A 23,077-nucleotide genomic window follows, 5' to 3' on the forward strand; every position below is an offset into this window, starting at 1 on the left:
AATCGATATAACCAATATATCATGCCTTGGAAAGGGCTGTAGAAAAAGTAAACTAGACCTTTTATAGCCATTTTCAGTTGTCAAAGTACAGGTTTAATTTTTCATTTTAGGCTTATCTGATCCTCATTATAGCTCCTTAGCTGTCCAATAAATATACCTGCTGTTTTCGATTTGTTACTATTCGCGGTTTTTGAGCTTCTGTCAATCCTGAAGTATCAAATTTCTCAAATCAATCCCTTGAAAAGTCTCTCAATGCAGTGCTTTCTTGGGGCAGACCTTCGTACATTCATAACATAAAATACATTCCGTCCCGTTTTTCCGCTTTCGCGATTCGTTGCAGACCTCCACATTCATCGGGCAGACCTTCTCGCATTTTCCGCAGTGCACACATTTTTCTTCCTCGCAGTGAACCCGCAGCAGGGAAAAATAGCTCATGGGCTTCAAAAAGGCCGTGACCGGGCAGAGATACTTGCAGAACGCCCGGTTATCCTTAAACAGAAACGCCAGAAGGATTCCTGCCCCATAATACATCACATTTCCCAAAAGGAACAGCCAGAACATGATCTGTTCCAGATGAGACACTCTGCTGAAGAACAACGCTGCGACCAGCACAAACGACAGTACAAACATCACGTATCGAAGCGCCCCCAGCTTCTTGTTCCGCGGCTTTTCCGGTATTTTATACGGCAGAAAATCAAGAACCATAGCTGTCCAGCAGGCGTAGCCGCACCAACCCCGCCCAAACAGAAGCGGTCCGAAGATCTTTGCCACCGCGTAATGGATCGTCGCCGCCTCAAATGTTCCTGAAAACAGATAATACCAGAAGCCCTCGATCTGCATGTTCTCCCGCGACAGGATTCCCAGATAGACCAGCATATAAAGCCCCACTGCCAACTGCACGACATGTCTCGCATACCGTTTTCCGGCAGTGAACAGCGTAAGCCCCGCCGCCAGGCAGATCCCGATATAGCTGAAGTTCAACAGATAAAACAGATTGTCCTTTGTAAGCCACAATACGACAGCCACTGTCTCAAACAGCATCAGTATGGCCGCCGACGGCAGATACTTCTTCATATGCGCTCCTTTTCCTGCTTCATTATTAGTTTTTAGGTTTCCTGTCTGTTTCTGATCCGCGTGTTAATGCCTCTTGCATAGAAGAATCAGTATTACGGCAAAGCATGTACCGACAGACAAAACTGCAAGGACAGCCCATATCCAGAGTATGCTGTGATCTCCTGTTTTCGGTGCATTTGTCTGCTTTTCTGTTGGCTTAGTTACATTTTTCGAAGGACCGGTGGGCTTTTCCGAAGGAGATGTCGGTTCTTCAGTCGAATCGCCGGGTTTCGGAGCATCCGCAGGCTTGCTCGGATCTGTCGGCTCGCCGTGATCCGGCTTTTCAGCATCAGAATAGCTGCAATTGATCGATCCGATTGTCAACACGCCGCCAGCTACAGCATTAGGATACCTGGCTGCCTCAAAAGCACTGCCGGTATTCTGGTCGATCAGTTTCCCGGCCACGTCGCTGTTTGCGACCGATTCCACTTCATTGATTACAATGGATGGTTTCTGCGTTTGCGCTTCTGTTACAGTATCCGCTGCCAATGCCTGCGAGGGTGCCAGCATGGCTGCTGACAGAAACGCGCATAGCGTTCTTACTGTTCGTTTCATAATCGTCCTCCTGCAAATGGATCTGAAATAGCCAATATTCTATTTATCATATTAGAAGGAGATAAAATCCACAATCAATTGCAGGTAAAATATCCGTCAACTCCGCCTCTCCTGTAATTGTTTCTCCAGTGCCGACTGTTTTGCAAGAATAGCGTTCACTTTATCATAAAGATCTTCAATCATGATTTCGGTTTTCAGATTGACCTTATAGTCATTTTCGGCTCTGCGTCGGTCTTTTTCCTCCTGGCGGTTCTGGCTCATCATAATGAGTGGTGCCTGGATCGCAGCAATGCAGGATAAGACCAGATTCAGCAGAATGAACGGATACGGGTCAAATGCTCGCGCAGCCATTACCGTATTTATGACCATCCACAACACCAATCCACCGGTGAACGAGAAAATAAATGCCCAGCTGCCGGCAAATTTTGCAATAGCATCTGCCGCTCGCTGCCCCAGCGTATACTTTCCTTTTCCACTTTCGGGGCTGACCGAAATCTTGCTGTCTGCCAGCAGGTTTAATACCTCTTCATCAGTCATGTCATGACGGATATCCTTGAGTACTTCTTTTAACAGCTTTCTGTTTTCTTTCATATCAATTATTCCTCTCTCTCTGTTTTATTTGTCGTATACAAAAAGAAATCAGGACTCTTTTTGTGAATCTCACATGACTAAAGCCTCGCGCTTCTCAGCCGCCTTAAGCGGCAAGACTAAATATCGGCGGATACGCCTGTGACTTAGACCCGGCACGGTTACGCGGTTTCGCAGACCGGTCACAGTTATATTCCAGGCGCTGACTCTGGATACTCTGTTTGATTTGCGGTCCTTTGGTGTTCGCAGTTGGGGATGGGTTTTAGCTGCCGGCATCATTCTTAACCAACACCTGCCGCCTGCATTGTGCAAATGGCAGGCTTTTTCAGTTTATCGTTTCAGGACGCTCTTTCTGACAATAGTGATCCCAGCCAAGATTTCCGCAACAGCCAGCCCCATCAGCAGGCCAAGGATCTGCTCATCTTCATAAACCCGCACACTGTCTTCTGCCGCATCCTCGCCGTCCATCAGCTCAGGAAGCGTAACGGAAAGCTCTTTGCAGAGCTGTTCGATCATGCTGTAATCCGGCATACTCTTGCCGTTTTCTCATTTAGAGATCGTCTTGTTTGACACACTGAGTTTCTCTGCCAGTTGCTCCTGCGTCAGATTTTTCTCTCTGCGCTTCTTGAGAATATAACTTCCGATAGCTGTTTGATTCATTGAGTTTTCCTCCTGTGCTTAAGATGCCTCGAATATACAGCAAAAGCCAATGCAGATACATCCCCCGGCAGTAGAATATCGGTAGAATACAGAGAAATCATACTGGTTCTCGACTTTACCAGTCAAAAGCCCCCTGGTCGACACATTCAGATATACCTATCCACGATAATAATACGACGCTCATGTAAAATCCAGCAACCCCTTTTTGCGAAAAATAGGTGAAAATTTTCGATGGTGGCTTGTAACAAACAGGTTAAAGCCGGCGAATCCGGCAAAAAATATCCCGTTGGTTTCCAATGAGGCTCACGATTGTTGCTGCTCTCTAACCTGTTTTCAAAGTCATCTAAAGCAAAAACAGCCAGCGTATCATGTGCTCTACTCCACAAGACACGCTGGCTATTTGTTTTCACCTACTGCTTGTACCGCAGCATACCATTTTTCAATTCAATAAATTTCCCATCAAAGATTTCCTGCAACACCTGCTTGCATGGTATCCGTTGCAATCTTCTGACCTCAGACGTTTCCATTACACGGAAAGTGGTTTGGTGATGATCCTGATAAAATGCAATGAGTGATTCAATGTACGGCTCGGCATCGGCAAGTGTCCAGTTTGATTCTTCTTTTAAGCGTGAGAATACTGATACCAGACTGATGCACCGATTGAGTTCTGTCACGATTTGTGCGTGACAAAAGAACTCATACTCCGGCAATTCCACGACCCGATCAATCAAATGATTATCGCTTTCATCCTGTTGATGAAATATGTTCCTGCTTTCAAACAAACGCAGTACAACTGCCTTATAGGGCATTGCAAACATATCCATTAGCATCAGGATGGAATCTACCGAAACTAAATCTTTATCAAGCCCATACAGCAGAATCTGCTCATGGAGCAGTTGATCCGGCATCAGAAGAAGCCCTGCAAAGGCGTTCGCTTCCAAGTCCTCCTGCGTTCTTCCTGTTTCATCACCAGTTGCCGAATCCAACATAGAACCTTTTTATATAGCTCTGGTCTGCATTTTCCACATAACAGTAGATATGATACAGTTCATGCGCCGCAGCAAAAAACTGCTTACAAAGCGGAAATGCTGTATTTACGAACACAAAAATCGTATCCTGCTTCAAAAAGGTCAATGCCCATAATTCATCATCATGGATCGGGTAACGAAGCATTTCCAGCGCGATTTCTTTCTGGCATAGTTCTGTATAACGGCAAAGATATTATCCTTGATAATGGAATTGCCGACATACTCTGCCAAAAACTGTCTGACGATGGATTGGATTTCATCAAATTTCTTGTTTTGGCTTACAAAGAGGCTATCTTCCAGAACATTATTCATCACTTATCCTTCCAGGGCTGCTCCATCTTTTTGCCATTCTCGCACACCCTAGTATGGAACAGAATCATATCGGACAGTTCATCCGCAAGCTGGATTCCCTTTCTTGCTTTCTCAGTTTTAACAGGACCCATAAACACATGAATCACATTTGTATCCACCTTATTGCCCACGACAGTGATGGCGCTCAGATTATAGTGATTAGTATTGTAGATTTTGCCGTCCGCAGTTATATTGCGCCCAATCTCATCACCGCCCAGGTCGATGACACGCCATCAATAAAGTAATAATAAGTACAATTTTCTTTTATTTGTTACAAGCCAGCCAGCGCAAGGAATTTTTTATCTGACTGAATACTCTGGGTCAGAAACCGACCGTCCCGAAACAGAGCATAGGTCGTGACCGGTGCTGGTACATTCTGTGCAGATTCTTTGTCAGTAATATGGATGGCCTTGAACGGGATACTATGTTCCTTCGCCGCCTCCTGCACCCTTGGAACCCAATAATAGGTATATGGACACTGATCGGTGTAATAAAGAACAAAGCCTGCCTCTTCAATCTCCGGATGCTTCGCACATTCGCGGAATCTTGGCATCTGTGCGGTCGGTTCAATGGGAAGGTACATGAGATTGATCCTGCAATCGGATATGTCTGCCACATGGAATCCCTTGTAAGCAAGGAATTTCGGGTCGGCGAGAAATTCACGCTTCCGCCCCTCCGCGCACAGAATGCAAATCCCTTTCTTCCCCTGCGCTTTGGCATCACGAATACAGGCCTCCAGCAGATCATTCGAGTATCCGTGTCCCTTCATGGAGCCGGATACCCATAAGCAGTTAATGTAAAGATAACCCTCTGTCGTAATAGGCACCCAGGCGTTTTCAGCCGGAATGTATTCGATAAAGCATTTACCGCGCTCCTCGCTGTGATAGAAAACAAGTCCATCATCAAAGCGCTGTCTCAGCCATTCCTTTTTTGCGACACTCTGCTTGCCGGACATGGCGCAGCAGACATGTTCCTTATCAATATTTTCTTTTGTGATCCGAATATAGTTCATCCGTTATTCCTCCTGTTCAAAACAGCTGTCCCGGCAGCTTCTGCTTTTCTTTTGCTGGAAAAGTGGCTTCAAACTGTTTAAACCCCTCCGGGTCTTTCTCACAGACAAAATACCCATCGGGGTCTTTGTATGTGCCGGAGATGCCATCCAGAAATCCGGTTTTCAGTTCTTTGATAAGGAAATAGTCCGCATCCGGGTCGTCAGCATAGCGTACGCCCTTGGTTTTGGCCGGAACAAAGCCGGACTTGCCATAAAAGTCTATATTGCCGGTAATGGCAAGCGCCCCTGCACCCATTTTCCTGGCTTTTTCCATGGAATAGTCGAGCAGCTGCTTTCCGTAGCCCTGCCGCTTGTATGCGGGTGCGATGCTGATGGGACCGAAGGTCATGATCGGCAGGATCCGTCCGTCGTCGCACTCGATTTCCGACCGTACATAAATGACCTGCCCGATCAGCTCACCGCCCAGTTCCATCACAAAATCCAGCTCCGGCACAAATGCCGGGTCATCCCGATAACAGTGCAGCACATAGTGCTCCATGCAGCCGGGGCGATAAACATCCCAGAATGACTCGCGGGTCAGGTTTTCGACAACTCTGTAATCGTCTTTCGTTTCCGGACGAATGATAATATTCTTTTCTGACATAACGCTTCTCCTTCTCTCTTATTAATGATTTTGTGTGATCGGCAGTGCCATAACGCTTTTCGTCGCGGACGCGATATGGACACAATCCGTCCGCTGCTACCTGTTCCATTCCGCGGAGCAGATCTCGTTTCACAATCCATGAATGATCCGCGCGATTTCCATCGTCGCGATTTTCAGCACTGCGCCACTCGACATCACATAGAACCAAACCTCGCGCATCTTTTGTGTTTTTGCAATCGGCGCAGCAATAACGGCAACAATAATCAGCAGTGCGCCGACACAACCAGCAATGACAGGCACGCTGACGAGCGGGAACAGCCCCGGCGCGCAGCTGCCGTCAATGGTGTGCTGAATGGTCTTGTCCAGCCCGTCCCGTGCCGCCGCAAAGCAACATACCACAAGACCGAAAATCAGCAAAACTATGCTCCTGCGCCCCCAGTATTGAATGCTCGTGCGATTGAGAACCGACCAGCCGATAAAACCCAGCAGGGCAAAAAGCATCACAGTTGTCACCGTAGTTATGGCGTTTCCAAAATAAAGTTTCATTCTCACTGCACCTCTCAATACTGAATCATGATCGTTCTGCACACATCACAGCAGTAGGCTTCCACGCTGGTACGGCCACCGACCTTTAAGCCGGTGAGCTTTACAAAACCATCCGTATTTTTTGCATTTTCCAAGGCGCTCGGCACTTCGTCTGCAAAGCTGAACGCGCCGTCTTTACTGCTGAATAAATAGCCCTTTCTCATTTCTTTGCCGCATTTCGGACACATCATCATAATTTTCTCCCCTTCTTTCTGTAATCAGACTCAACCTTGGCAACGAAGTGATCAATATGTGTCTCCAACAAAGAAGATATCGATTCTTTTTTCTCTGCACCATCGTAGACACTGTATAAAAGATACATTGGGCCATAGAAGTCCAACGCCAGCTGCATAGCGTCCTCATCAGAATCTGTCAGCTTACGGAAGATGGCCGCCATGTACTCCAGAGGGCCGCCCGCCAGATAATCATGGTGGAGCTGTGCAAGCTTTGGATCACGATATTGCTCCAGCGTCAGCATTTTACGAAAATTAGAAGAAAACGGTTCCTTTGTCCAATGGTCAAACTGGGCCAGGCTGTATGTGCGAATTTTTTGAATCGGTGTATGCAGATATGCTTCTGCAAAACCATCCGGTTCCGTTTCCGGCATTTCATACGCCTCAGCGCGCTCATAATCCATCTTCTTCATTCGCTCCACGATCTTATCCAGGATTTCCTGCTTACTGGCATAGTGTTTATACAAGGCGGCTTTCGTAAATCCTAACTGCCCTGCAATATCATTCATAGACGTCCCCAGATAACCGTTCTGCGCAAACAGTTCCAGCGCTGTTCTCAAAATCCGTTCCTTTGTACTCTCTGCCATAATTATCTCCTTTATCAAAGTAACCATTCGGTAACTTCATTATAGTTACCGAATGGTTACTTGTCAAGAACTAATGAAAAAATATACCCTTTCGGTAAAGAGCCGAAAAACGGGCAACACCTGATTTCTGCATGAAACACCGTCCAAAGGAAACTCATCAGAACAGCCTATCAAAATGGGGTGATTTGAAGACAAATCCTTTCAAATTAACCCATCGGAATCATGTGATTTCAGGCATAGAAAAAGCCCGGAAAATGGCGTATTTCCGGGCTTTTTTAGCATTTCTAAGTTGTAGATTATCTCTTGCTGAACTGAGGTGCTCTACGAGCTGCCTTGAGACCGTATTTCTTTCTTTCCTTCATACGAGGATCTCTGGTCAGGAAGCCAGCCTTCTTGAGGGCAGGACGATAATCCTGATCTGCCTGAAGAAGCGCTCTGGAGATACCATGACGAATTGCACCAGCCTGGCCGGTGAAGCCACCGCCACGAACAGTTACGATTACGTCAAACTTTCCTTCTGTCTCGGTTGCTGCGAAAGGCTGACGAACAACAACTTTCAGAGTCTCAAGACCAAAGTACTCATCAATGTCTCTTTTATTGATTGTAATCTTGCCGGTACCAGCGGTAAGATATACTCTTGCGATAGATTTCTTTCTTCTGCCTGTTCCGTAGAATTTTGAATTAGCCACTTTTATTTCCTCCTTTCAGTACCTTTCAGTTAAAATGTCAGAGCTTCGGGCTTCTGTGCCTGATGCTTGTGATCAGGACCAGCGTATACATGAAGCTTGTCGAACATTGCTCTTCCTAAAGGTCCCTTGGGAAGCATTCCCTTAACAGCCAGCTCGATAACCTTCTCGGGCTTCTTAGCCATCATTTCCTTTAAAGTTGCTTCTTTCATTCCGCCTACATACTCGGAATGGCTGTAATAAATCTTCTGCTCCAGCTTCTTGCCGGTGATCTGTACCTTCTCAGCGTTTACAACGATTACATAATCGCCTGTATCAATATGAGGTGTGAATGTGGGCTTATTCTTACCTCTCAGGACTGCTGCTACTTCAGATGCCAGACGTCCTAATGTATATGCGGAAGCGTCAACTACATACCATTTTCTCTCGATGGTTGACGGGCTAGCCATAAAAGTTTTCATTGGTTTGACCTCCTTGGATTTCACCTTTCAAATCATTTTCTTACATGGTTTCTATTTTATGACAGCTGCGGGATTCCGGGGCTTTGGTATCCGGCGCCGTCGATGAATAGACAGCTTCAGGGCGCACTCCTTGCGCCACAGCTTTTATATTATAATACACGATTCCAGGCGTGTCAATGGTTTTTCACGATTTTCCAGCTGTCCGGCGCCTGTTCCTCTCCGATCCATAATTCCTTTCCTCCGTCTCGAAATACGTGCTTCGCCGTCCGTTCCTCCATCCGTTCCCGCTCTCCGGGAACACACCGGTGGATGATCATTTTTTCGATTCCCCGGTCATAAAGCTCTGATCGGTCCAGCGTGTAATCCACCCAGTCATTGGTATTCCGCTCCAGCTCCGGAAGGCGGTCCAGATGACGGATCGATACCAGGGTCAGCCCGTTTGCCGGAGCCGTTCCTCCGGCCTGCCTCCGGTCTCTCGCATTCAGGATCCGCTTCATGTCGTCCGGTGTAAGGAATCCCTTTCCTACCTCCAGAAGCGTTCCCGAGATGATCCGTACCATATTATATAAAAAGCCGTTTCCTACCAGACGGATCACGATCTCCTGGCCGTCCGCCTCCACCTGCGCGGTTATGATCTTTCGGATCGTATCCTCCGCCTGACTCCCGGCAGAACAGAAGCTCGAAAAATCATGCTCCCCTGCCAGGACAGCTGCTGCCTGCGCCATGGCCTCCACATCCAGCTCCCACCGGCAGAAATGGGCATACAGGCGCTTCGTCGGGTCCGGAAATCTTCCGGTCATGATCCGATATTCATAGGTTTTCAGAGAATTGCATTTTCTCGGATGATAATCCTCCGCCACTTCATCGGAAGCCTGTACCACAATATCCTCCGGCAGCCGCTGGTTTAAGGCATAACAGAATTTTTCTGCCGGAATCCTCGACTCCGTATGAAACACCGCAATATTTCCTCTGGCGTGGACGCCAGAGTCGGTCCGGCTTGCCCCCAGCACATGGATCTCCTCCCCGGTGAGTCCGGAAATGGCCTTATTTAATTCAGCCTCAATGGTATTTCCGTTGGACTGGAGCTGCCAGCCGCAGTATCTGGTGCCATCGTATGCTACCACAAGACGTACTTGCTTCATGTTCCGCCTCCAACCTGATCAATTATAAAAGGATCCGCAGCACAATCATCGCCGCCAGGAATACAAACAGGATCAAATAGGACAGACGATCCCGTTTCTCATAATGGAGCGGCTTCATCTTTGTCCGTCCCTCACCACCGTGATAGCACCGTGCTTCCATCGCCATAGCCAGATCTGATGCACGCCGGAAGGCTGAGATGAACAGCGGAACCAGCAACGGAATCATGGCTTTTGCTTTTTTGATCAGTCCGCCTGTCTCAAAATCAGCGCCGCGGGCCATCTGTGCCTTCATGATCTTGTCCGTCTCCTCCACCAGGATCGGAATAAACCGCAGTGCAATGGACATCATCATGGCGATCTCATGAACCGGCACACGCACATAGCTTAAAAAATGGAGACTTTTCTCCAGACCGTCTGTCAGCTGATTAGGCGTTGTTGTAAAGGTCAGAAGGGACGTTCCCATGACAAGAAAGATCAGACGGACTGCCATGAGCACCGCCCGGTAAATTCCCTCTTTCGTGATTTTAAAGATCCAGAGCTGTACCAGTACCTCACCGCTTGTCAGGAACAGATTAAACACAGCACTGAACAGCAGCAGGAAGATTACCGGCTTCAGACCCTTTAAAATATGCCCCACCGGCACCTTCGACAGCGCAATGACCAGAAACAGGAATACCGCCGCCAGCACATAGCACACCGGATTATCCGCCGTGAACAGAGCAATAATCAGAATCAGAGTTGCAAACAGTTTTGTTCTTGGGTCCAGTTTATGGAGCACTGACGGCACCGGATAATACTGGCCCAGTGTAATATCTCGCATCATAATGCTTTAGCTCTCCTTATCCGCGTCAAGAGTACAGAGAATGGCTTCTTCCGCCTCCGCCACGGTAATCACATCGGTTTTCATGGGAAAGCCCGCGTCCGCCAGGGCATGGGCAATGTACGTCACCTGCGGAGCCGCAAGACCGATCGCCTCCAGCTCCTTATAATGGGCAAACACGGCACGGGGCGAATCATTGAACACCAGCCGTCCGTGGTTCATGACCATGATCCGATCCACATAGTTTGCCACATCCTCCATGCTGTGGGACACCAGAACTACCGTCTGTCCCCGCTCATCATGAAGCTTTTTTAACTGCCCCAGGATCTCGTCCCGTCCTCTTGGATCAAGCCCCGCTGTGGGCTCATCCAGAATCAGTACATCCGGCCTCATGGCAAGAACACCTGCTATAGCGACACGCCGCTTCTGACCCCCGGACAGCTCAAAGGGCGATTTTTTATATAATTCCTCGGAGATTCCGACCATGGCAAGCGCTTCTCTCGCCCGCGCCTCGATCTCTTCCTGAGAAAGCCCCTGATTTTTCGGCCCGAAACATACGTCGCTGAACACATCTGCCTCAAACAGCTGATGCTCCGGATACTGAAACACAAGACCCACATGGCTGCGGAGCTCCTTCATGGAAAAGCCCCCGCCATAGATACTGGTCCCGTTATAGAGAATATCCCCTGACGTTGCCCGCATGAGCCCGTTCAGATGCTGGATCAGCGTTGACTTTCCCGAGCCCGTATGGCCGATAAGTCCGATAAACTCCCCGTCACGGATCTCCAGGCTTACATCATGGAGCGCCTCCGTTTCCATGGGCGTTCCTTCATTATATTTACAATCCACATGATTTAAGGTAATCATTTTCCGGCCCTCACTTTTACCAGTTCCTTCACCAGGGTGTCAATATCCAGAATGCAGGGGGGCAGCGGCACACCTTTCTGCCGCAGCTCATGGGCCAGCTCTGTCACCTGCGGAACGTCCAGCCGCAGCTCCTTCAGCTTTTCCACCTGGCTGAAGATCTCCTCCGGTGTTCCTTCCATGGCAACTTCTCCATCGTCCATGACATAGATTCGGTCCGCATGGATCACTTCTTCCATATAATGGGTGATCAGAATGATCGTAATCCCTTTCTTCTTATTTAACTCCCGAATGGTACGGATCACCTCATGGCGTCCGTTGGGATCCAGCATGGCTGTCGGCTCGTCCAATACAATACACCGCGGCTCCATGGCCATGACACCCGCAATGGCGACACGCTGCTTCTGTCCGCCGGACAGCTTATTGGGCGACTGCTTCCGATATGCCTTCATATCGACCGCGCCCAGACATTCATCAACCCGTTTCCAGATCTCCTCCGTGGGTACGCCGATATTTTCCGGCCCGAATCCCACATCCTCTTCAACCACACTGGCAATGATCTGGTTATCCGGATTCTGGAACACCATGCCCGCCGTCTGCCGGATCTGCCAGAGCGCACTCTCGTCCTTCGTATCCTTCCCGTCGATCCAGACCGTCCCCTCAGTGGGCAGCAGCAGTGCGTTTATATGCTTGGCAAGCGTGGATTTCCCAGAACCGTTATGTCCCAGAACTGCCACAAATTCTCCCTCTTTGATATCAATATTTACCTGCTTCACGGCCTCCAGGACTTCTTCCACCTGATCCTCTTCGTCCCGCCGGATATAGTTATAAATCAAATCTTTTGTTTTAACAATTCCCATGCTTCACCGTCAACTTCCATTGAAACAACGTTTACATTTATTCAAAGCCTTATTGTACTTGATTCCCCGGCAAAAATCAATAGCAGAGGACAGTTCCCGCTTCCGTCTTTTTATCCAGGCAGATTGCCCCGGCCATCCAGCCGCTTAAAGCCCTCGCCGAACACATCGCTGGTATCCGTCACCATAACAAACGCCGACTGATCTGCATGGTTTACCAGCTTTTGGATCTCATAGGCCTGAGGCTTGGTACAGGCACACAAAAGTACCGTCCGATCCTCTCCGGAATAGCTCCCCGTGGCCCGGATCATAGTCGAATCGCGGTCTGAAACTTCACCAATAAGTCTGGCAATGGCACCGCCCTCCTGGCTCACGATAATAACCAGTTTTCCGGCTCCGACACCGCATAAAATTTTATCCATCGTAAAAGAGCATGCAAACGTGTAAATCAGACCATATAATACTGCATCCATCTTTCCGAATACCAGCCAGCCAAGAGAAATAATCGCAAAGTCGATAAACATCGTCACTGAACCAACAGACAAATGGGGCTTCTTCATTTTTATAGCAGCTGTCAGATAGTCTGTTCCGCCGGAGGACGCTCCGCACATGAAAAAGATCCCGATCCCCGCCCCAGTGCAGATTCCTGAATACAGAACCGCCAGAATCGGCTCTCCTGAGTATGTCGGGAAATGAGGGAATACCAGATCCAGAAACACTGTACAGATCCCCACTGTCAGCACCGACTTAAAAATAAATTTCTTTCCCACGATTCTATAGCTCAGAACCATCAATGGGATATTGATAAGCAATGTGGTCAAACCAATGGGCGCCCCCACCAGATGGTGCGCCATCAATGCCAGGCCGGATACTCCGCCTGGTGCAAAGTCGGCGTTTTTCGCAAAAAAATACAGACCAAATGCATATATAAAACCGCCAAGGATATAGAAAGTTCCTGTTTTCAGTATCTTTTTACCATTTTTCATATATGCCCCCTAAAAAGCATCGTATCACATGAAAGAATATCATAAAAGTCGGAAAATGCAAAGGGGGGATTTCTGTTTGCTCTTCCTGGTGCTTCATGCTATGATAGAGACAGTCTTTATAAAATGATACAACTGTTCAGAAACTGTTCTGATCTATACGTCATGTTTCCGCGCAGTTTTTGATCGAAGAAAGGAACGAATACAACATTATGAATCTCATAAAAATCCTCTGGGGTACTGCCAGAACCGGAGAGCCCGTCTACCGCTATCATCTGTCCAATTCGCATGGGATGTCTGTGGATCTGTGCAATATCGGCTGCAGTATCCTCCGGCTTCTTGTTCCGGATAAATACGGAACTCCGACAGACGTTTCTCTGGGCTACCAAACCTTAACGGAATACGAGCATAACAGCTCTAACTTTGGCTGTATTGTCGGCCGATACGGAAACAGAATCCGAAAGGGACAGTTTTCTTTCCACGGAAAATCTTACCAGCTGGAAACCAATGACCGCGGAAATCATTTGCACGGTGCCTCCGACGGTTTTGCATATCGCTTCTGGACCTGCACAGACGAAGCTGACGATCATGTCACCTTCCGCCTGGAAAGCCCGGACGGGGACGGCGGTTATCCCGGCAGCCTGACTGCTGAGGTTACCTATCGTCTTTCCGAAGACAATGCCCTCACACTTTCTTATCATGCTGAAACCGAAACGGCTGCATTCTGTAATTTGACCAACCACAATTATTTCAATTTATCCGGCGCCGGAAACGGTACGGTTCTGGATCATGAGGTCATGATTTCCTCCGATTCTTATACGGAAACAGAGCCCGATTCCATTCCTACCGGCAGGATCCTTCCAGTCGATGGAACCCCACTTGATTTCCGGAAGCCCAAGCCCATCGGTCAGGATATTCATGCAAGCTGGGATCCGCTCACCTGGGCCGGCGGTTATGATCATAACTTTGTTCTAACACCCGGCATACAGCCTGCAGCTTCCGTTTATGCACCCAAAACCGGAATTTTCATGGAGGTTCTGACCACCTCCCCCGGTATGCAGTTTTACACAGGAAACGGACTCAATGATCCGAATCGAAAAGACGGAAAATCTTATATGAGGTTCGGCGGCTTCTGTATGGAAACCCAGTTTTATCCTGATTCCATCAACCATCCGGAGTTCCCGTCCTGTGAACTGACCGCGGGACATCCGCAGGAATCCCAGACCACCTATCGGTTTTCCTGCCGCTGATCCATGATTCATTAACCGTTTTTTGATTTCTGTTATCAAATGTCCACCCTAAACCTGCAAGATTAATTTTCAACATTTGGGAGGTAATCTATGTCTGACTCTTTTCTTAACATTTTTCAACTCTTCATCGCTATTTATCTATTTTATATGGCTTGGAAAGGCGACAGCACGACCTTTCAGATTGAAACGCTTCCAAAGGATGATCAGCTTCGGACAAAAAGGAAACTGAAAATTCTTTATGTTATCTGTGGGTGCATCGCACTCTCGGAATTCGGTGTCAGCATCCTGAAAAATCAAATGTTTGCTCAAACAGTTTCAGACAGCGGTACACTCACTATTACTCAGAATTTTAAGATCCCGGGGATGTCATTTATCAGTTTTCGTTTACTCAGTATGCTAAGCACTGTCTTGAGTATTCTCGTCTTTGTGATGCTCATCGGAATCGTTATCTGGATATACAAAAAAATCAAAAAAGCAAACGTACAGTCTTAATCCCAGATACACTTTTATATAACAGGAATTTCCAAGGAGTTTCCTGTTATATAAAACATCCGCCAGAATGTTCTTGCCCGTCCGTATTATAGACATGAGCAATTTCATTCTGGCGGATTTCTTTTCATCTGGATTCTTTACCGCTCAATCTTCACTTTTTCTGCTGTTTTCATGAAATCAAGGATCTGCTGCTCCGACTCAATATATAAATGAGCCCCCAGTCCCTGGGAATTCAGTGCTCCGGCCGCACAGGCGAATTCTGCGCAGTCCTCCGGCTCCATGCCCTTCAACAGGCAATGAACAAACGCTGCCACAAAGTTGTCGCCGCATCCGGTCGTGTCCATGGGTTTGATTTGGAACGGATCGGTATAGAACCGTTTCTCGGCATTCTTAAAGAAACAGCCTTCCCCGCCAAGCTTCAGAACCACATTTTTCACACCATGGGCCAGAAAATAATCGGCAATTTCATCTGGATTCTTATTTCCGGTCACATACTCCGCCTCATCAAAGCTGGGCATCAGATAATCTGTATAGGGAAACACTTTATCCACTCCATGAGGTCCCAGTCCGGTACTGTCAAAATTCATATCTGCCACCGTAAAAGCGCCGGACTCCTGCGCTTTTTTAAAGATCTGGTCAATTCCATCGGTGTCCAATTCTCCCAACGCAAACAGACTTCCTGCTGTTACCGCCCTGGTTTTTTCAAATACGCTCATATCAAAATCAGAAAGCTTCGGTGTGAAGTTATGGCCAGGGCCATCAAAAAAGATATGATCTCCCTTCGGATTGATCACAACGATCGCAGTAAAAGTCCGACAGTCATCCGGACGGATCAGCAGCGAGGTATCAATTCCCTGTCTGATCAAATCTCCATAGATCATTTCTCCCACCGCCTGCTTATCCAATCTCGTCAGCAGCGCTGCATGGTTCCCCAGCTTTGCCAGGATTGCTGCCTCATTCACAGCATCACCACCGGAAGACATCAAAATTTCATCTGCCATAAACGTATCTTTTCCACAGGTCATGGCATCCTCCGGAATATTCGTCACCAGAATATCCTGCACAATCTGTCCAATACTGATCACATCAAATTCTTTTTTCTCCACAGTCTTTCCTCATTTCCTTTTTATTTCAGAGGCTTTTTCTTCTGTGAGAAAAAGCCTCTTCTTCCTTATTCTAATTATAATTACACAACAACCCTTGTAAATTCTTTTTCATCCAGCAGAGCATTCATTGCTTTGGCTTCCTCTGACGAAACAGGCTGAAGCGGCGCACGCATACAATCATATTCCAGCACACCACGATGCTGCAGTACTGCTTTAAACCTTGCCTTATCATAGTCATGGCACATAATCTGATTAAGCATATTAGTCCGATGCTGAATCTGCATTGCTTTTTTTGCATCTCCGGCCTTTACAGCTTCCCATACCGCCACATAATGCTCCGGAATCGCCTGTGCATTTCCGGATACAATACCATCCGCACCAGCCAGTGCTGTCATTGCAAACATATCATCGCAGCCACTGAATACTGAAAAGGTTCCTTCTCGGATCTCCATAAATTTCTGAAGCCTGATCATGTCATTGAAGCTGTACTTCAAGCCGATCACATTAGGACACGCCTCAGCAACACGCGCAGCAAGCACCGGGGAGATATCGTTGACCGCACACTGCGGAATTCCATACAAATAAATCGGATAATCCGCCGGCATACTTTCCGCAACAGCCTTATAATACAAAAACAGCTCGTCATCGCTGAGTTTAAAATAGGAAGGCGTTACTACTGCAATTCCATCTGCTCCAACAGATGCGGAACCCCCGCAGAGTGTTGAATGTATGCGGAGCTTTCGTCCGCACGGTTTCAGGAAATCCTTGATCGATTTCCGTTATAAAAAAAGCGATACAGCATTTTGCTGCATCGCTTTAATTATCAATTTAGAAAAGAGATACTGCACAGTATACTCTTCCGGTATTCAGACCGGAAATTCCAATACCATGAGATTCATCGATTGCGTGGATAATCTGGCCGCCACCGATGTACATTGCTACATGATAGATGCTTCCACCGTTTGCGTAGAAAATCAGATCACCAGGCTGAAGATCACCTACAGAAATACTTCTTCCTGCACCGGCCTGAGAACGGGAGGTTCTGGGAAGGCTGATTCCAAAGTGTGCGTACACACCTCTGGTAAATCCGGAACAGTCTGTTCCGTTTGTCAGGCTGTTTCCACCAAACACATACGGATTACCAACAAACTGCTTTGCATACGCTACAACTGCGCTTCTGGTTGCATCTGCAACTGCTTCGGTAGGAGCTGCCGCAGGAGTTGTATTCTTCGAAGCTTCCGTTTCTCTCTTGGTTTCTGCTGCTGTTTCTCTCTTGGTTTCTGTCTTCTCGGAGGTTTCTTCCCGACGGCTTGCAGTCGTCTCAGCTTCGGTTTCCGCCTTCTTAAGCTCTTCCTCAGCCTTTCTTGCCTCTTCCTCTCTTCTCGCCTGCTCTTCCAGCTGCTGCTGTTCTTCCTCAAGAGAAATTGCTTTATCGAATTTTACATATGTATCAACATAATCCTTGGAAACGTATCCAGTAACATCATTGCCATCATCGTCCTGTCCAAGAGAAAGCTTTACGAATTCCTCAGTCTGGTCAACAACCGTATAGGTATCGCCTTCCCAGAGCGTATCAATTACGTTGCTCTCTGTTGTAGGCTCTTCACGGAGTCTTAAACCGCCCTCGGAAACCTCGGCAAAGCTCTTTCCGATCTTCATGGCAACAGCTTCTGCTTCATCGCCGGTTACGAAGTAATCAGACTTAATGTAACCCTCTACATTACCGGACTGGATCTTGTACCAGTCACCGTCTTCCTTTGTAACAGTTTCTTCGATGGTCGCCGCACAGTTATTATAAATCTTTCCTACCACCTCAGCATCGGTTGTTGCATCGGTACGGACATTTACATAACCCTCATCGCTCCCCACCTGGGATACAGCAACATTCGCGTACGGAGATACCTTTTCTTCTACAGGTGCCTCTGCCGCCGGAGCTGCCTGTGCCGTCTCCGTGGTTCCGCTCTGAAGATAATCCTTCAGCTCACTTTCCGGATTCGCAGATCCTGCATAAAAATTATTCATTGCTACGGAAAGACCAGCCATCGCAGAATCAATTTCAACCTTGTTTGCTGCATTGATGGGGGACGTTCCTGCTATCAACATGGATGCGCACACACAGCCTACTGTGACAACAATCCTGTTTTTTCTCATATATTTAACCTCCAGCCTTGTCCAACTGCCATTTGTTACATTTTTGTTACATCCAGAACTATTATACCGTTTTCCGCCCCTCCTGTCAATAAATCACAATCAAAAAGAGTGGCTTTTCCTGCTTTTTTCCCTGCTTTTGTAACAAGTCCGTCACAATTTTATGAAAAGTATAATAACCCTAATATGGAACTAATTATAGCAGTTATCCACAGTGCTGTCAACGTTTTACGCCGATTTTCCACAATTCCTGCGGAGCAAGCTCCTGGTTTTCCACATGAGAAGCATAAGTTTGTAACAATTTCCCTTAAACTTCCCTACCGTGTCTCAGACACCAAAATATTCACATACAGCCCGCGCGATCGCATCAAAGCCCTTTATGGTTCCGAGATTTCTCCCCGGCTCCGCGTTTTTCCCGTATACCAGCCAGGGCACATATTCTCTCGTATGATCCGTGGTCTTTAAAAAACCGGGATCGCAGCCATGATCTGCTGTGATCATCAGAAGATCCTCATCTCTCATACCGGGCAGGAACCGGTCTAAAAACTGATCGAAGGCCGTCAGTGCCGCCGCATACCCGTCAATGTCCCTGCGATGACCATACAGCATATCAAAATCCACCAGATTGATGAAGCACAATCCCTCAAAGTCACTCTTCTGCTTTTCCAGTGCCAGCTCCATACCCTCTGCATTCCCACTGGTCCGGCTGCATTCTGTCTGCCCGGCTCCGGCGAAAATATCATAGATCTTTCCGATGCTGATCACATCATACCCTGCCGCCTTCAATCGCGTGAGCATGGTTTCACCGGGCGGTGTCAGTGAGAAATCATGGCGGTTGGTCGTCCGCTTAAATGTTTCCGGACTGTCCCCCACAAACGGACGCGCGATCACACGGCCCACCGCCAGACTCCCCGTAAGCATGCTCCGTGCGATCTCACAATACCGGTACAGCTCTTTTATCGGAACAATCTTCTCATGAGCGGCAATCTGAAACACGCTGTCCGCACTGGTGTAAACAATAAGCGCTCCGGTGTTGACATGCTCCATGCCAAAATCTTTTATAGCCTGCGTACCGGAATAAGGACGGTTACAGAGGCATTTTCGTCCCACAGCACGCTCAAACTCCCTGATAAACGATTCCGGAAATCCGTTGGGAAATGTCGGCATAGGACGATCACTGATAATACCTGCAATCTCCCAGTGTCCGATGGTCGTATCCTTCCCCCTGCTCAGCTCCTCCAACCGTCCGTAGCTGCCGATAGGTGTGCTGCTTCCCGGCGCTTTACATGTCACACCGTCAATCTGAAACAGCCCAAGCCGCTCCAGATTGGGAACCGAAAACTTCGGGCTCCTGGCCACCGTTCCAAGCGTATTGGCTCCGCAATCCCCAAACTGTGCCGCATCCGGTGCCTCACCGATTCCAAAGCTGTCCAGAACAAACAGAAAAATCCGTCTTGCCATGCTCATACCGCCTTTCTGATGCTACTCCTGATCCTTATAATGATCCAGAAAATGAACACGCTCACCATGCTGCTTATAGGCAATCACCGTGTCTATATTTACATTTTCCATGCTTTTAAAAATATTTTTTTCCACAAAGGGATTTACTTTTTTCAGATCACGGATCAGATTTTTGATCTCCATCCGCTTCGATACCGGACTGCCCTCGGGCCGGCAGGTCGTACAGGTGTCTGTAAACCGGCAGGCACACTGAATGAATTTCAGGCCGTTTTCGTCCCGCCACCGCTTAATATCATCCTCCCTGACCAGATACATGGGACGGATCAGCTCCATCCCCTCAAAATTCGTGCTGTGGAGCTTCGGCATCATGGTCTGTACCTGCGCGCCATAAAGCATGCCCATGAGGATCGTCTCGATCACGTCATCATAATGATGCCCCAGAGCGATCTTATTACAGCCAAGCTCCTTCGCCTTGCTGTATAAATATCCGCGCCGCATTCTCGCGCAGAGATAGCAGGGCGATTTTTCAATCTCATAAACCGCCTCAAAGATCTGCGTTTCAAAGACTGTGACCGGGATCCCCAGATGCTCCGCATTATGCTCGATCACCTTCCTGTTTTCCGCATTATAACCGGGATCCATTACCAGAAAGACCAGTTCAAAGGGGATCTTGTTGTGGCGCTTCAGCTCCTGAAACAGCTTCGCCATGAGCATGGAATCCTTTCCTCCGGAGATGCAGACCGCGATCTTATCACCCGGCTCCACCAGTTCATAATTGGCCACAGCCTTGGCGAATCTGGTAAACAGGCTGCGCTTATAGGTTTTCCGAATACTGTCCTCGATCTCCTCCCGGCTCTTCTCTCCGGTAACGCCGCTTTCCATCTGGCTCATGAGCCAGCCGTTATAGCCGCCGGCAAGGCTTCCCGCCTCGATTCCCCGCTCTTCCAGTTCCTCGCACAGCTCCTCGCTGGCCGTTCCGCGGATGCAGAAAAATACCGGGATTTTCCCCTCCGGCAGCTTCTCCGGATCCTCCAGGATCTCCTCCCGTGTCATGGCAATGGCCCCGGGAATCGTCCCGTATCTCCTGGTTTCCTCGTTTCGGATGTCGATCAGCTGGATATCCGACCGTTTCGCTAAGTCCTTTAATGTAATTTCCATCGTTCTCTCTCTTTCCATGCGTTGCAATGCCTATTCACTGAGCAGCCAGTCAATCAGATTCAGCGCCTTTATGCCATCATAAGAATTGATGAAGCTACGATCCATAGACAGTACGATCTTTTCGTAGTTATCTCCGATCATGCGCAACGGACGAAGCTCCCGTTCACGGGTCTCTGGAGACTGCATACTCTCCGTCACCTGAATATATACCTTATCGTTCGGTTTTTCCGCAACGAAGTCGACCTCCGTCTCTCCGACCTTTCCGACATATACCCGATATCACGATGTAACAGCTCCAGAAATACGATGTTTTCAATAATATGACCGCTGTCTGCATCCCGGTAGCCCAATAGCATATTACGAAACCCCATATCGATGATATCGTTTAGCACAACAATTCTTTTTTTAAATCAAAAACCATAATAGCCTCCCAAATTCCGATTTGAGCGAGTAAAGCAAGGGGCTAATGCCCTTATGCTTTTCTCTTTTCTTTTGCTGTTTCAATTCAAACATTCGCAGTTTTTCCGCTTCTTTTTTCTCTTTGCTTCTAATCTTGCGTTCCTGTTTGTTTTGTTCCTGTTATAATTTCAATGCCTGCTGCGATTTTGTTCCAATACCTGTTTCCTGCACCTCATAATCTTTTGGTTCTGCACCAAAAGTCACCTTTGCTACAGACAACTTACCATCCTAGATACGCTCAAATACGCCTACCCAGAATGGTTCTTCAAAATACACCGTCAGTTTTCCATTTACTTTGTCCATAAGAATCCCTCCTACAATAATTGTTGAACAAAGAATGGACAACCCGGAGGGGCAGGTTACTTACCCTATTTACATATGACGGCTGAGCTACCTACCAGCTCTAGTACATTGCGTTTTTATCTTTGTATCTATAATCAAGCCATATGGCACGATTAACTTAGCATGTCAAACAACGATTTACACTACTCTTCGTATTTCGTGTATTTATCAAGCTGAGCATCAATATCACGACCGCCATACATCACTCGCATAACGGAAACTGTCCTATCATCATTATCTACAATATATAGAATGCAATAATTATCTACCGGAACAATATGAAGTCCACGACTTTTCCACGGTTCTCTATCATAAAAACGATAGCGCTCTGGCATGTCGTCAAGACTCATAATACACTTTTCAATTCTGTCCAGCTGACCACTGGCATTCTCCGGTGACTGCAGTTCGTAGGCAATATACTCATAGATATTACGGATATCATTATCTGCCTGATCTGTAATTTTGATAGCATATATCATAGATTATAATCCTTACGGATGTCTGCAAAAACTGCACTTGCTTCTCTTGTTCTTCCTGCTTTGATATCCGCATACCCTTTCTCAAATTCTGCATTCAGTTCTGCTTCTGATAAAGCGGACATATCTACAGGACGAGAAGATGGAATTTTCACTTCAAAAGGAAGTCCTCTCTGAAGAATTATCTGTTTATAAAACATATTGATAGCATTGGATGCAGGAATACCAAGTGTGGACAAAATGCTTTCTGCCTTTTCTTTTACCTCCGGTTCAATACGAGCATAAAGATTCGCTGATTTTGCTGCCATATAAAGCACCACCTTTCACATATTCTCTGATTATATCATACTCGTTCGTGCGTACAAAAGCAATACATTCCATAAATCTTTACAGTTTATTCACCAAAACTTATCAAAGTCCTCTGCGTTGCAATGCTGTCATATTTTACAGAATCGTTTCCTTTCTCCGTCCAGATATCCATCAGCATTCCAATGGTCAGATAATCCAAGTCTCGAATGGAAAGACCGATTTCTAAGCAGTGCAAGAGGAACAAGGGAGTTGGCATCTCCCTGCTACTGCGTTTAAGTTTTTTTAGAGTCAACATCCGTGATAAGATTCGTACCCCAAAGGGCAAGAATCTTCGGCAGGACTTCATAGATGGAAAACATCTCAAACTGGTCAAGCCAATCATCGATAGCGAACTCTTCTTCCTCTTCCTTACTGCCTTTATAGGGGCTTTCCAACTTTGCTAATTAATTTTGTTTTCAGATGATTTGCTTTGAAAGTAGTCCATATTGTTTTGTCAAATTCATTAGCTATTGAAATATTAAATCCAGCTCTTTCAAAGCCAAGATCAAGACCACCACAACCTCTAAACAAGCTAATAACATTCATTATTTTTCCTCCCATACCTTTGAGTCTGCTTCAAAGGAAATATTGTTTTTTACAAAATTCTTTAGTTTTCTTTAATACCTGACAATTCGGAATTGCCTTTTCATTTTCCCAACGATTTCTGTT

General features: G+C 47.1%; 29 protein-coding genes and 2 pseudogenes. 2 read left to right on the plus strand and 29 right to left on the minus strand.

Going from position 1 to position 23,077, the window contains the following annotated elements:
- Positions 1 to 249: 249 nt before the first annotated feature.
- The 19 genes from ACTQ3K_RS06785 to ACTQ3K_RS06875 form a co-directional block, all read right to left on the minus strand.
- Positions 250 to 1,074 carry a 4Fe-4S binding protein gene (locus ACTQ3K_RS06785; RefSeq protein ID WP_441566463.1) on the minus strand — a complete coding sequence of 275 codons (825 nt, stop codon included), beginning with the start codon at positions 1,072 to 1,074 and terminating at the stop codon, positions 250 to 252.
- A gap of 63 nt (positions 1,075 to 1,137) precedes the next feature.
- The gene (locus tag ACTQ3K_RS06790) at positions 1,138 to 1,668 is read right to left on the minus strand and encodes a hypothetical protein (protein ID WP_441566465.1); all 531 of its coding nucleotides are present in this window, start codon (positions 1,666 to 1,668) and stop codon (positions 1,138 to 1,140) included.
- A gap of 96 nt (positions 1,669 to 1,764) precedes the next feature.
- The gene (locus ACTQ3K_RS06795) at positions 1,765 to 2,259 is read right to left on the minus strand and encodes a DUF1003 domain-containing protein (RefSeq protein WP_441566467.1); all 495 of its coding nucleotides are present in this window, start codon (positions 2,257 to 2,259) and stop codon (positions 1,765 to 1,767) included.
- Positions 2,260 to 2,586: 327 nt separating this feature from the next.
- Positions 2,587 to 2,787 carry a hypothetical protein gene (locus ACTQ3K_RS06800; protein WP_441566468.1) on the minus strand — a complete coding sequence of 67 codons (201 nt, stop codon included), beginning with the start codon at positions 2,785 to 2,787 and terminating at the stop codon, positions 2,587 to 2,589.
- A gap of 15 nt (positions 2,788 to 2,802) precedes the next feature.
- On the minus strand, positions 2,803 to 2,916 hold the full coding sequence (locus tag ACTQ3K_RS06805; RefSeq protein WP_441566470.1) for a helix-turn-helix domain-containing protein: 114 nt from the start codon (positions 2,914 to 2,916) through the stop codon (positions 2,803 to 2,805).
- A gap of 410 nt (positions 2,917 to 3,326) precedes the next feature.
- Positions 3,327 to 3,905 carry an ImmA/IrrE family metallo-endopeptidase gene (locus tag ACTQ3K_RS06810; protein WP_441566472.1) on the minus strand — a complete coding sequence of 193 codons (579 nt, stop codon included), beginning with the start codon at positions 3,903 to 3,905 and terminating at the stop codon, positions 3,327 to 3,329.
- A gap of 141 nt (positions 3,906 to 4,046) precedes the next feature.
- Positions 4,047 to 4,256, minus strand: coding sequence for a hypothetical protein (locus tag ACTQ3K_RS06815; RefSeq protein WP_441566473.1), 210 nt, complete (start codon positions 4,254 to 4,256; stop codon positions 4,047 to 4,049).
- A 310-nt stretch (positions 4,257 to 4,566) separates the two neighbouring features.
- Positions 4,567 to 5,307, minus strand: coding sequence for a GNAT family N-acetyltransferase (locus ACTQ3K_RS06820; RefSeq protein WP_441566475.1), 741 nt, complete (start codon positions 5,305 to 5,307; stop codon positions 4,567 to 4,569).
- Positions 5,308 to 5,323: 16 nt separating this feature from the next.
- Positions 5,324 to 5,950 carry a GNAT family N-acetyltransferase gene (locus ACTQ3K_RS06825; RefSeq protein WP_441566477.1) on the minus strand — a complete coding sequence of 209 codons (627 nt, stop codon included), beginning with the start codon at positions 5,948 to 5,950 and terminating at the stop codon, positions 5,324 to 5,326.
- A 129-nt stretch (positions 5,951 to 6,079) separates the two neighbouring features.
- Entirely contained in the window at positions 6,080 to 6,496 is a 417-nt protein-coding gene (locus tag ACTQ3K_RS06830; protein ID WP_441566479.1) for a hypothetical protein, read from the minus strand.
- A gap of 14 nt (positions 6,497 to 6,510) precedes the next feature.
- Entirely contained in the window at positions 6,511 to 6,729 is a 219-nt protein-coding gene (locus tag ACTQ3K_RS06835) for a PF20097 family protein (RefSeq protein ID WP_441566481.1), read from the minus strand.
- Positions 6,726 to 7,355: a TetR/AcrR family transcriptional regulator gene (locus tag ACTQ3K_RS06840; protein ID WP_441566483.1), complete on the minus strand. Its 630-nt coding sequence runs from the start codon at positions 7,353 to 7,355 to the stop codon at positions 6,726 to 6,728. The genes ACTQ3K_RS06835 and ACTQ3K_RS06840 overlap by 4 nt, the downstream gene beginning before the upstream one ends.
- A 296-nt stretch (positions 7,356 to 7,651) precedes the next feature.
- Positions 7,652 to 8,044, minus strand: coding sequence for a 30S ribosomal protein S9 (gene rpsI / locus ACTQ3K_RS06845; RefSeq protein WP_441566485.1), 393 nt, complete (start codon positions 8,042 to 8,044; stop codon positions 7,652 to 7,654).
- A 29-nt stretch (positions 8,045 to 8,073) separates the two neighbouring features.
- Positions 8,074 to 8,502 (minus strand): 50S ribosomal protein L13, encoded by a 429-nt coding sequence (rplM, locus tag ACTQ3K_RS06850; RefSeq protein WP_441566487.1) that lies wholly within the window; start codon positions 8,500 to 8,502, stop codon positions 8,074 to 8,076.
- 173 nt (positions 8,503 to 8,675) lie between these two features.
- Positions 8,676 to 9,644 (minus strand): tRNA pseudouridine(38-40) synthase TruA, encoded by a 969-nt coding sequence (gene truA, locus ACTQ3K_RS06855; RefSeq protein WP_441566489.1) that lies wholly within the window; start codon positions 9,642 to 9,644, stop codon positions 8,676 to 8,678.
- A gap of 22 nt (positions 9,645 to 9,666) precedes the next feature.
- Entirely contained in the window at positions 9,667 to 10,467 is an 801-nt protein-coding gene (locus ACTQ3K_RS06860; protein ID WP_441566491.1) for an energy-coupling factor transporter transmembrane component T family protein, read from the minus strand.
- Between the two features lie 6 nt (positions 10,468 to 10,473).
- Complete coding sequence (locus ACTQ3K_RS06865) at positions 10,474 to 11,331, minus strand: energy-coupling factor transporter ATPase (RefSeq protein WP_441566493.1); 858 nt, start codon at positions 11,329 to 11,331, stop codon at positions 10,474 to 10,476.
- Entirely contained in the window at positions 11,328 to 12,188 is an 861-nt protein-coding gene (locus tag ACTQ3K_RS06870) for an energy-coupling factor transporter ATPase (RefSeq protein WP_441566495.1), read from the minus strand. The genes ACTQ3K_RS06865 and ACTQ3K_RS06870 overlap by 4 nt, the downstream gene beginning before the upstream one ends.
- Positions 12,189 to 12,298: 110 nt before the next feature.
- Positions 12,299 to 13,171: a YitT family protein gene (locus tag ACTQ3K_RS06875; protein WP_441566497.1), complete on the minus strand. Its 873-nt coding sequence runs from the start codon at positions 13,169 to 13,171 to the stop codon at positions 12,299 to 12,301.
- 209 nt (positions 13,172 to 13,380) lie between these two features.
- Between ACTQ3K_RS06875 and ACTQ3K_RS06880 the strand changes: the two genes are divergently transcribed.
- Positions 13,381 to 14,418 carry an aldose epimerase family protein gene (locus ACTQ3K_RS06880; protein ID WP_441566499.1) on the plus strand — a complete coding sequence of 346 codons (1,038 nt, stop codon included), beginning with the start codon at positions 13,381 to 13,383 and terminating at the stop codon, positions 14,416 to 14,418.
- 90 nt (positions 14,419 to 14,508) lie between these two features.
- Entirely contained in the window at positions 14,509 to 14,910 is a 402-nt protein-coding gene (locus tag ACTQ3K_RS06885; RefSeq protein ID WP_441566501.1) for a hypothetical protein, read from the plus strand.
- Positions 14,911 to 15,047: 137 nt separating this feature from the next.
- Here ACTQ3K_RS06885 and ACTQ3K_RS06890 read toward each other — a convergent pair whose 3' ends face one another.
- The 10 genes and pseudogenes from ACTQ3K_RS06890 to ACTQ3K_RS06935 form a co-directional block, all read right to left on the minus strand.
- A complete protein-coding gene (locus ACTQ3K_RS06890; protein ID WP_441566503.1) occupies positions 15,048 to 16,016 on the minus strand; it encodes a carbohydrate kinase family protein in 969 nt (322 codons plus the stop codon).
- Positions 16,017 to 16,096: 80 nt separating this feature from the next.
- Positions 16,097 to 16,786 carry a dihydrodipicolinate synthase family protein gene (locus ACTQ3K_RS06895; protein WP_441566676.1) on the minus strand — a complete coding sequence of 230 codons (690 nt, stop codon included), beginning with the start codon at positions 16,784 to 16,786 and terminating at the stop codon, positions 16,097 to 16,099.
- 58 nt (positions 16,787 to 16,844) lie between these two features.
- Complete coding sequence (locus ACTQ3K_RS06900; RefSeq protein ID WP_441566505.1) at positions 16,845 to 18,167, minus strand: C40 family peptidase; 1,323 nt, start codon at positions 18,165 to 18,167, stop codon at positions 16,845 to 16,847.
- A gap of 324 nt (positions 18,168 to 18,491) precedes the next feature.
- Positions 18,492 to 19,625, minus strand: coding sequence for a phosphopentomutase (locus tag ACTQ3K_RS06905; RefSeq protein ID WP_441566507.1), 1,134 nt, complete (start codon positions 19,623 to 19,625; stop codon positions 18,492 to 18,494).
- 21 nt (positions 19,626 to 19,646) lie between these two features.
- Positions 19,647 to 20,783, minus strand: coding sequence for an ATP-binding protein (locus tag ACTQ3K_RS06910; protein ID WP_441566509.1), 1,137 nt, complete (start codon positions 20,781 to 20,783; stop codon positions 19,647 to 19,649).
- Between the two features lie 30 nt (positions 20,784 to 20,813).
- On the minus strand, positions 20,814 to 20,969 hold the full coding sequence (locus tag ACTQ3K_RS06915) for a hypothetical protein (protein WP_441566511.1): 156 nt from the start codon (positions 20,967 to 20,969) through the stop codon (positions 20,814 to 20,816).
- Positions 20,970 to 21,251: 282 nt separating this feature from the next.
- A pseudogene (locus tag ACTQ3K_RS06920) lies at positions 21,252 to 21,545 on the minus strand (YjdF family protein); the annotation flags it as partial.
- A gap of 182 nt (positions 21,546 to 21,727) precedes the next feature.
- Positions 21,728 to 22,063, minus strand: a complete 336-nt coding sequence (locus tag ACTQ3K_RS06925) for a type II toxin-antitoxin system RelE/ParE family toxin (protein WP_441566513.1) — start codon at positions 22,061 to 22,063, stop codon at positions 21,728 to 21,730.
- A complete protein-coding gene (locus ACTQ3K_RS06930) occupies positions 22,060 to 22,368 on the minus strand; it encodes a type II toxin-antitoxin system RelB/DinJ family antitoxin (protein WP_441566515.1) in 309 nt (102 codons plus the stop codon). Before ACTQ3K_RS06930 ends, ACTQ3K_RS06925 begins: the two co-directional genes overlap by 4 nt.
- 442 nt (positions 22,369 to 22,810) lie before the next feature.
- Positions 22,811 to 22,954, minus strand: a pseudogene (locus ACTQ3K_RS06935) (DNA cytosine methyltransferase); the annotation flags it as partial.
- Between the last annotated feature and the right edge of the window lie 123 nt (positions 22,955 to 23,077).

This window comes from Candidatus Paralachnospira sp. LCP21S3_A2 (assembly GCF_052118925.1).
GTDB lineage: Bacteria > Bacillota > Clostridia > Lachnospirales > Lachnospiraceae > Lientehia.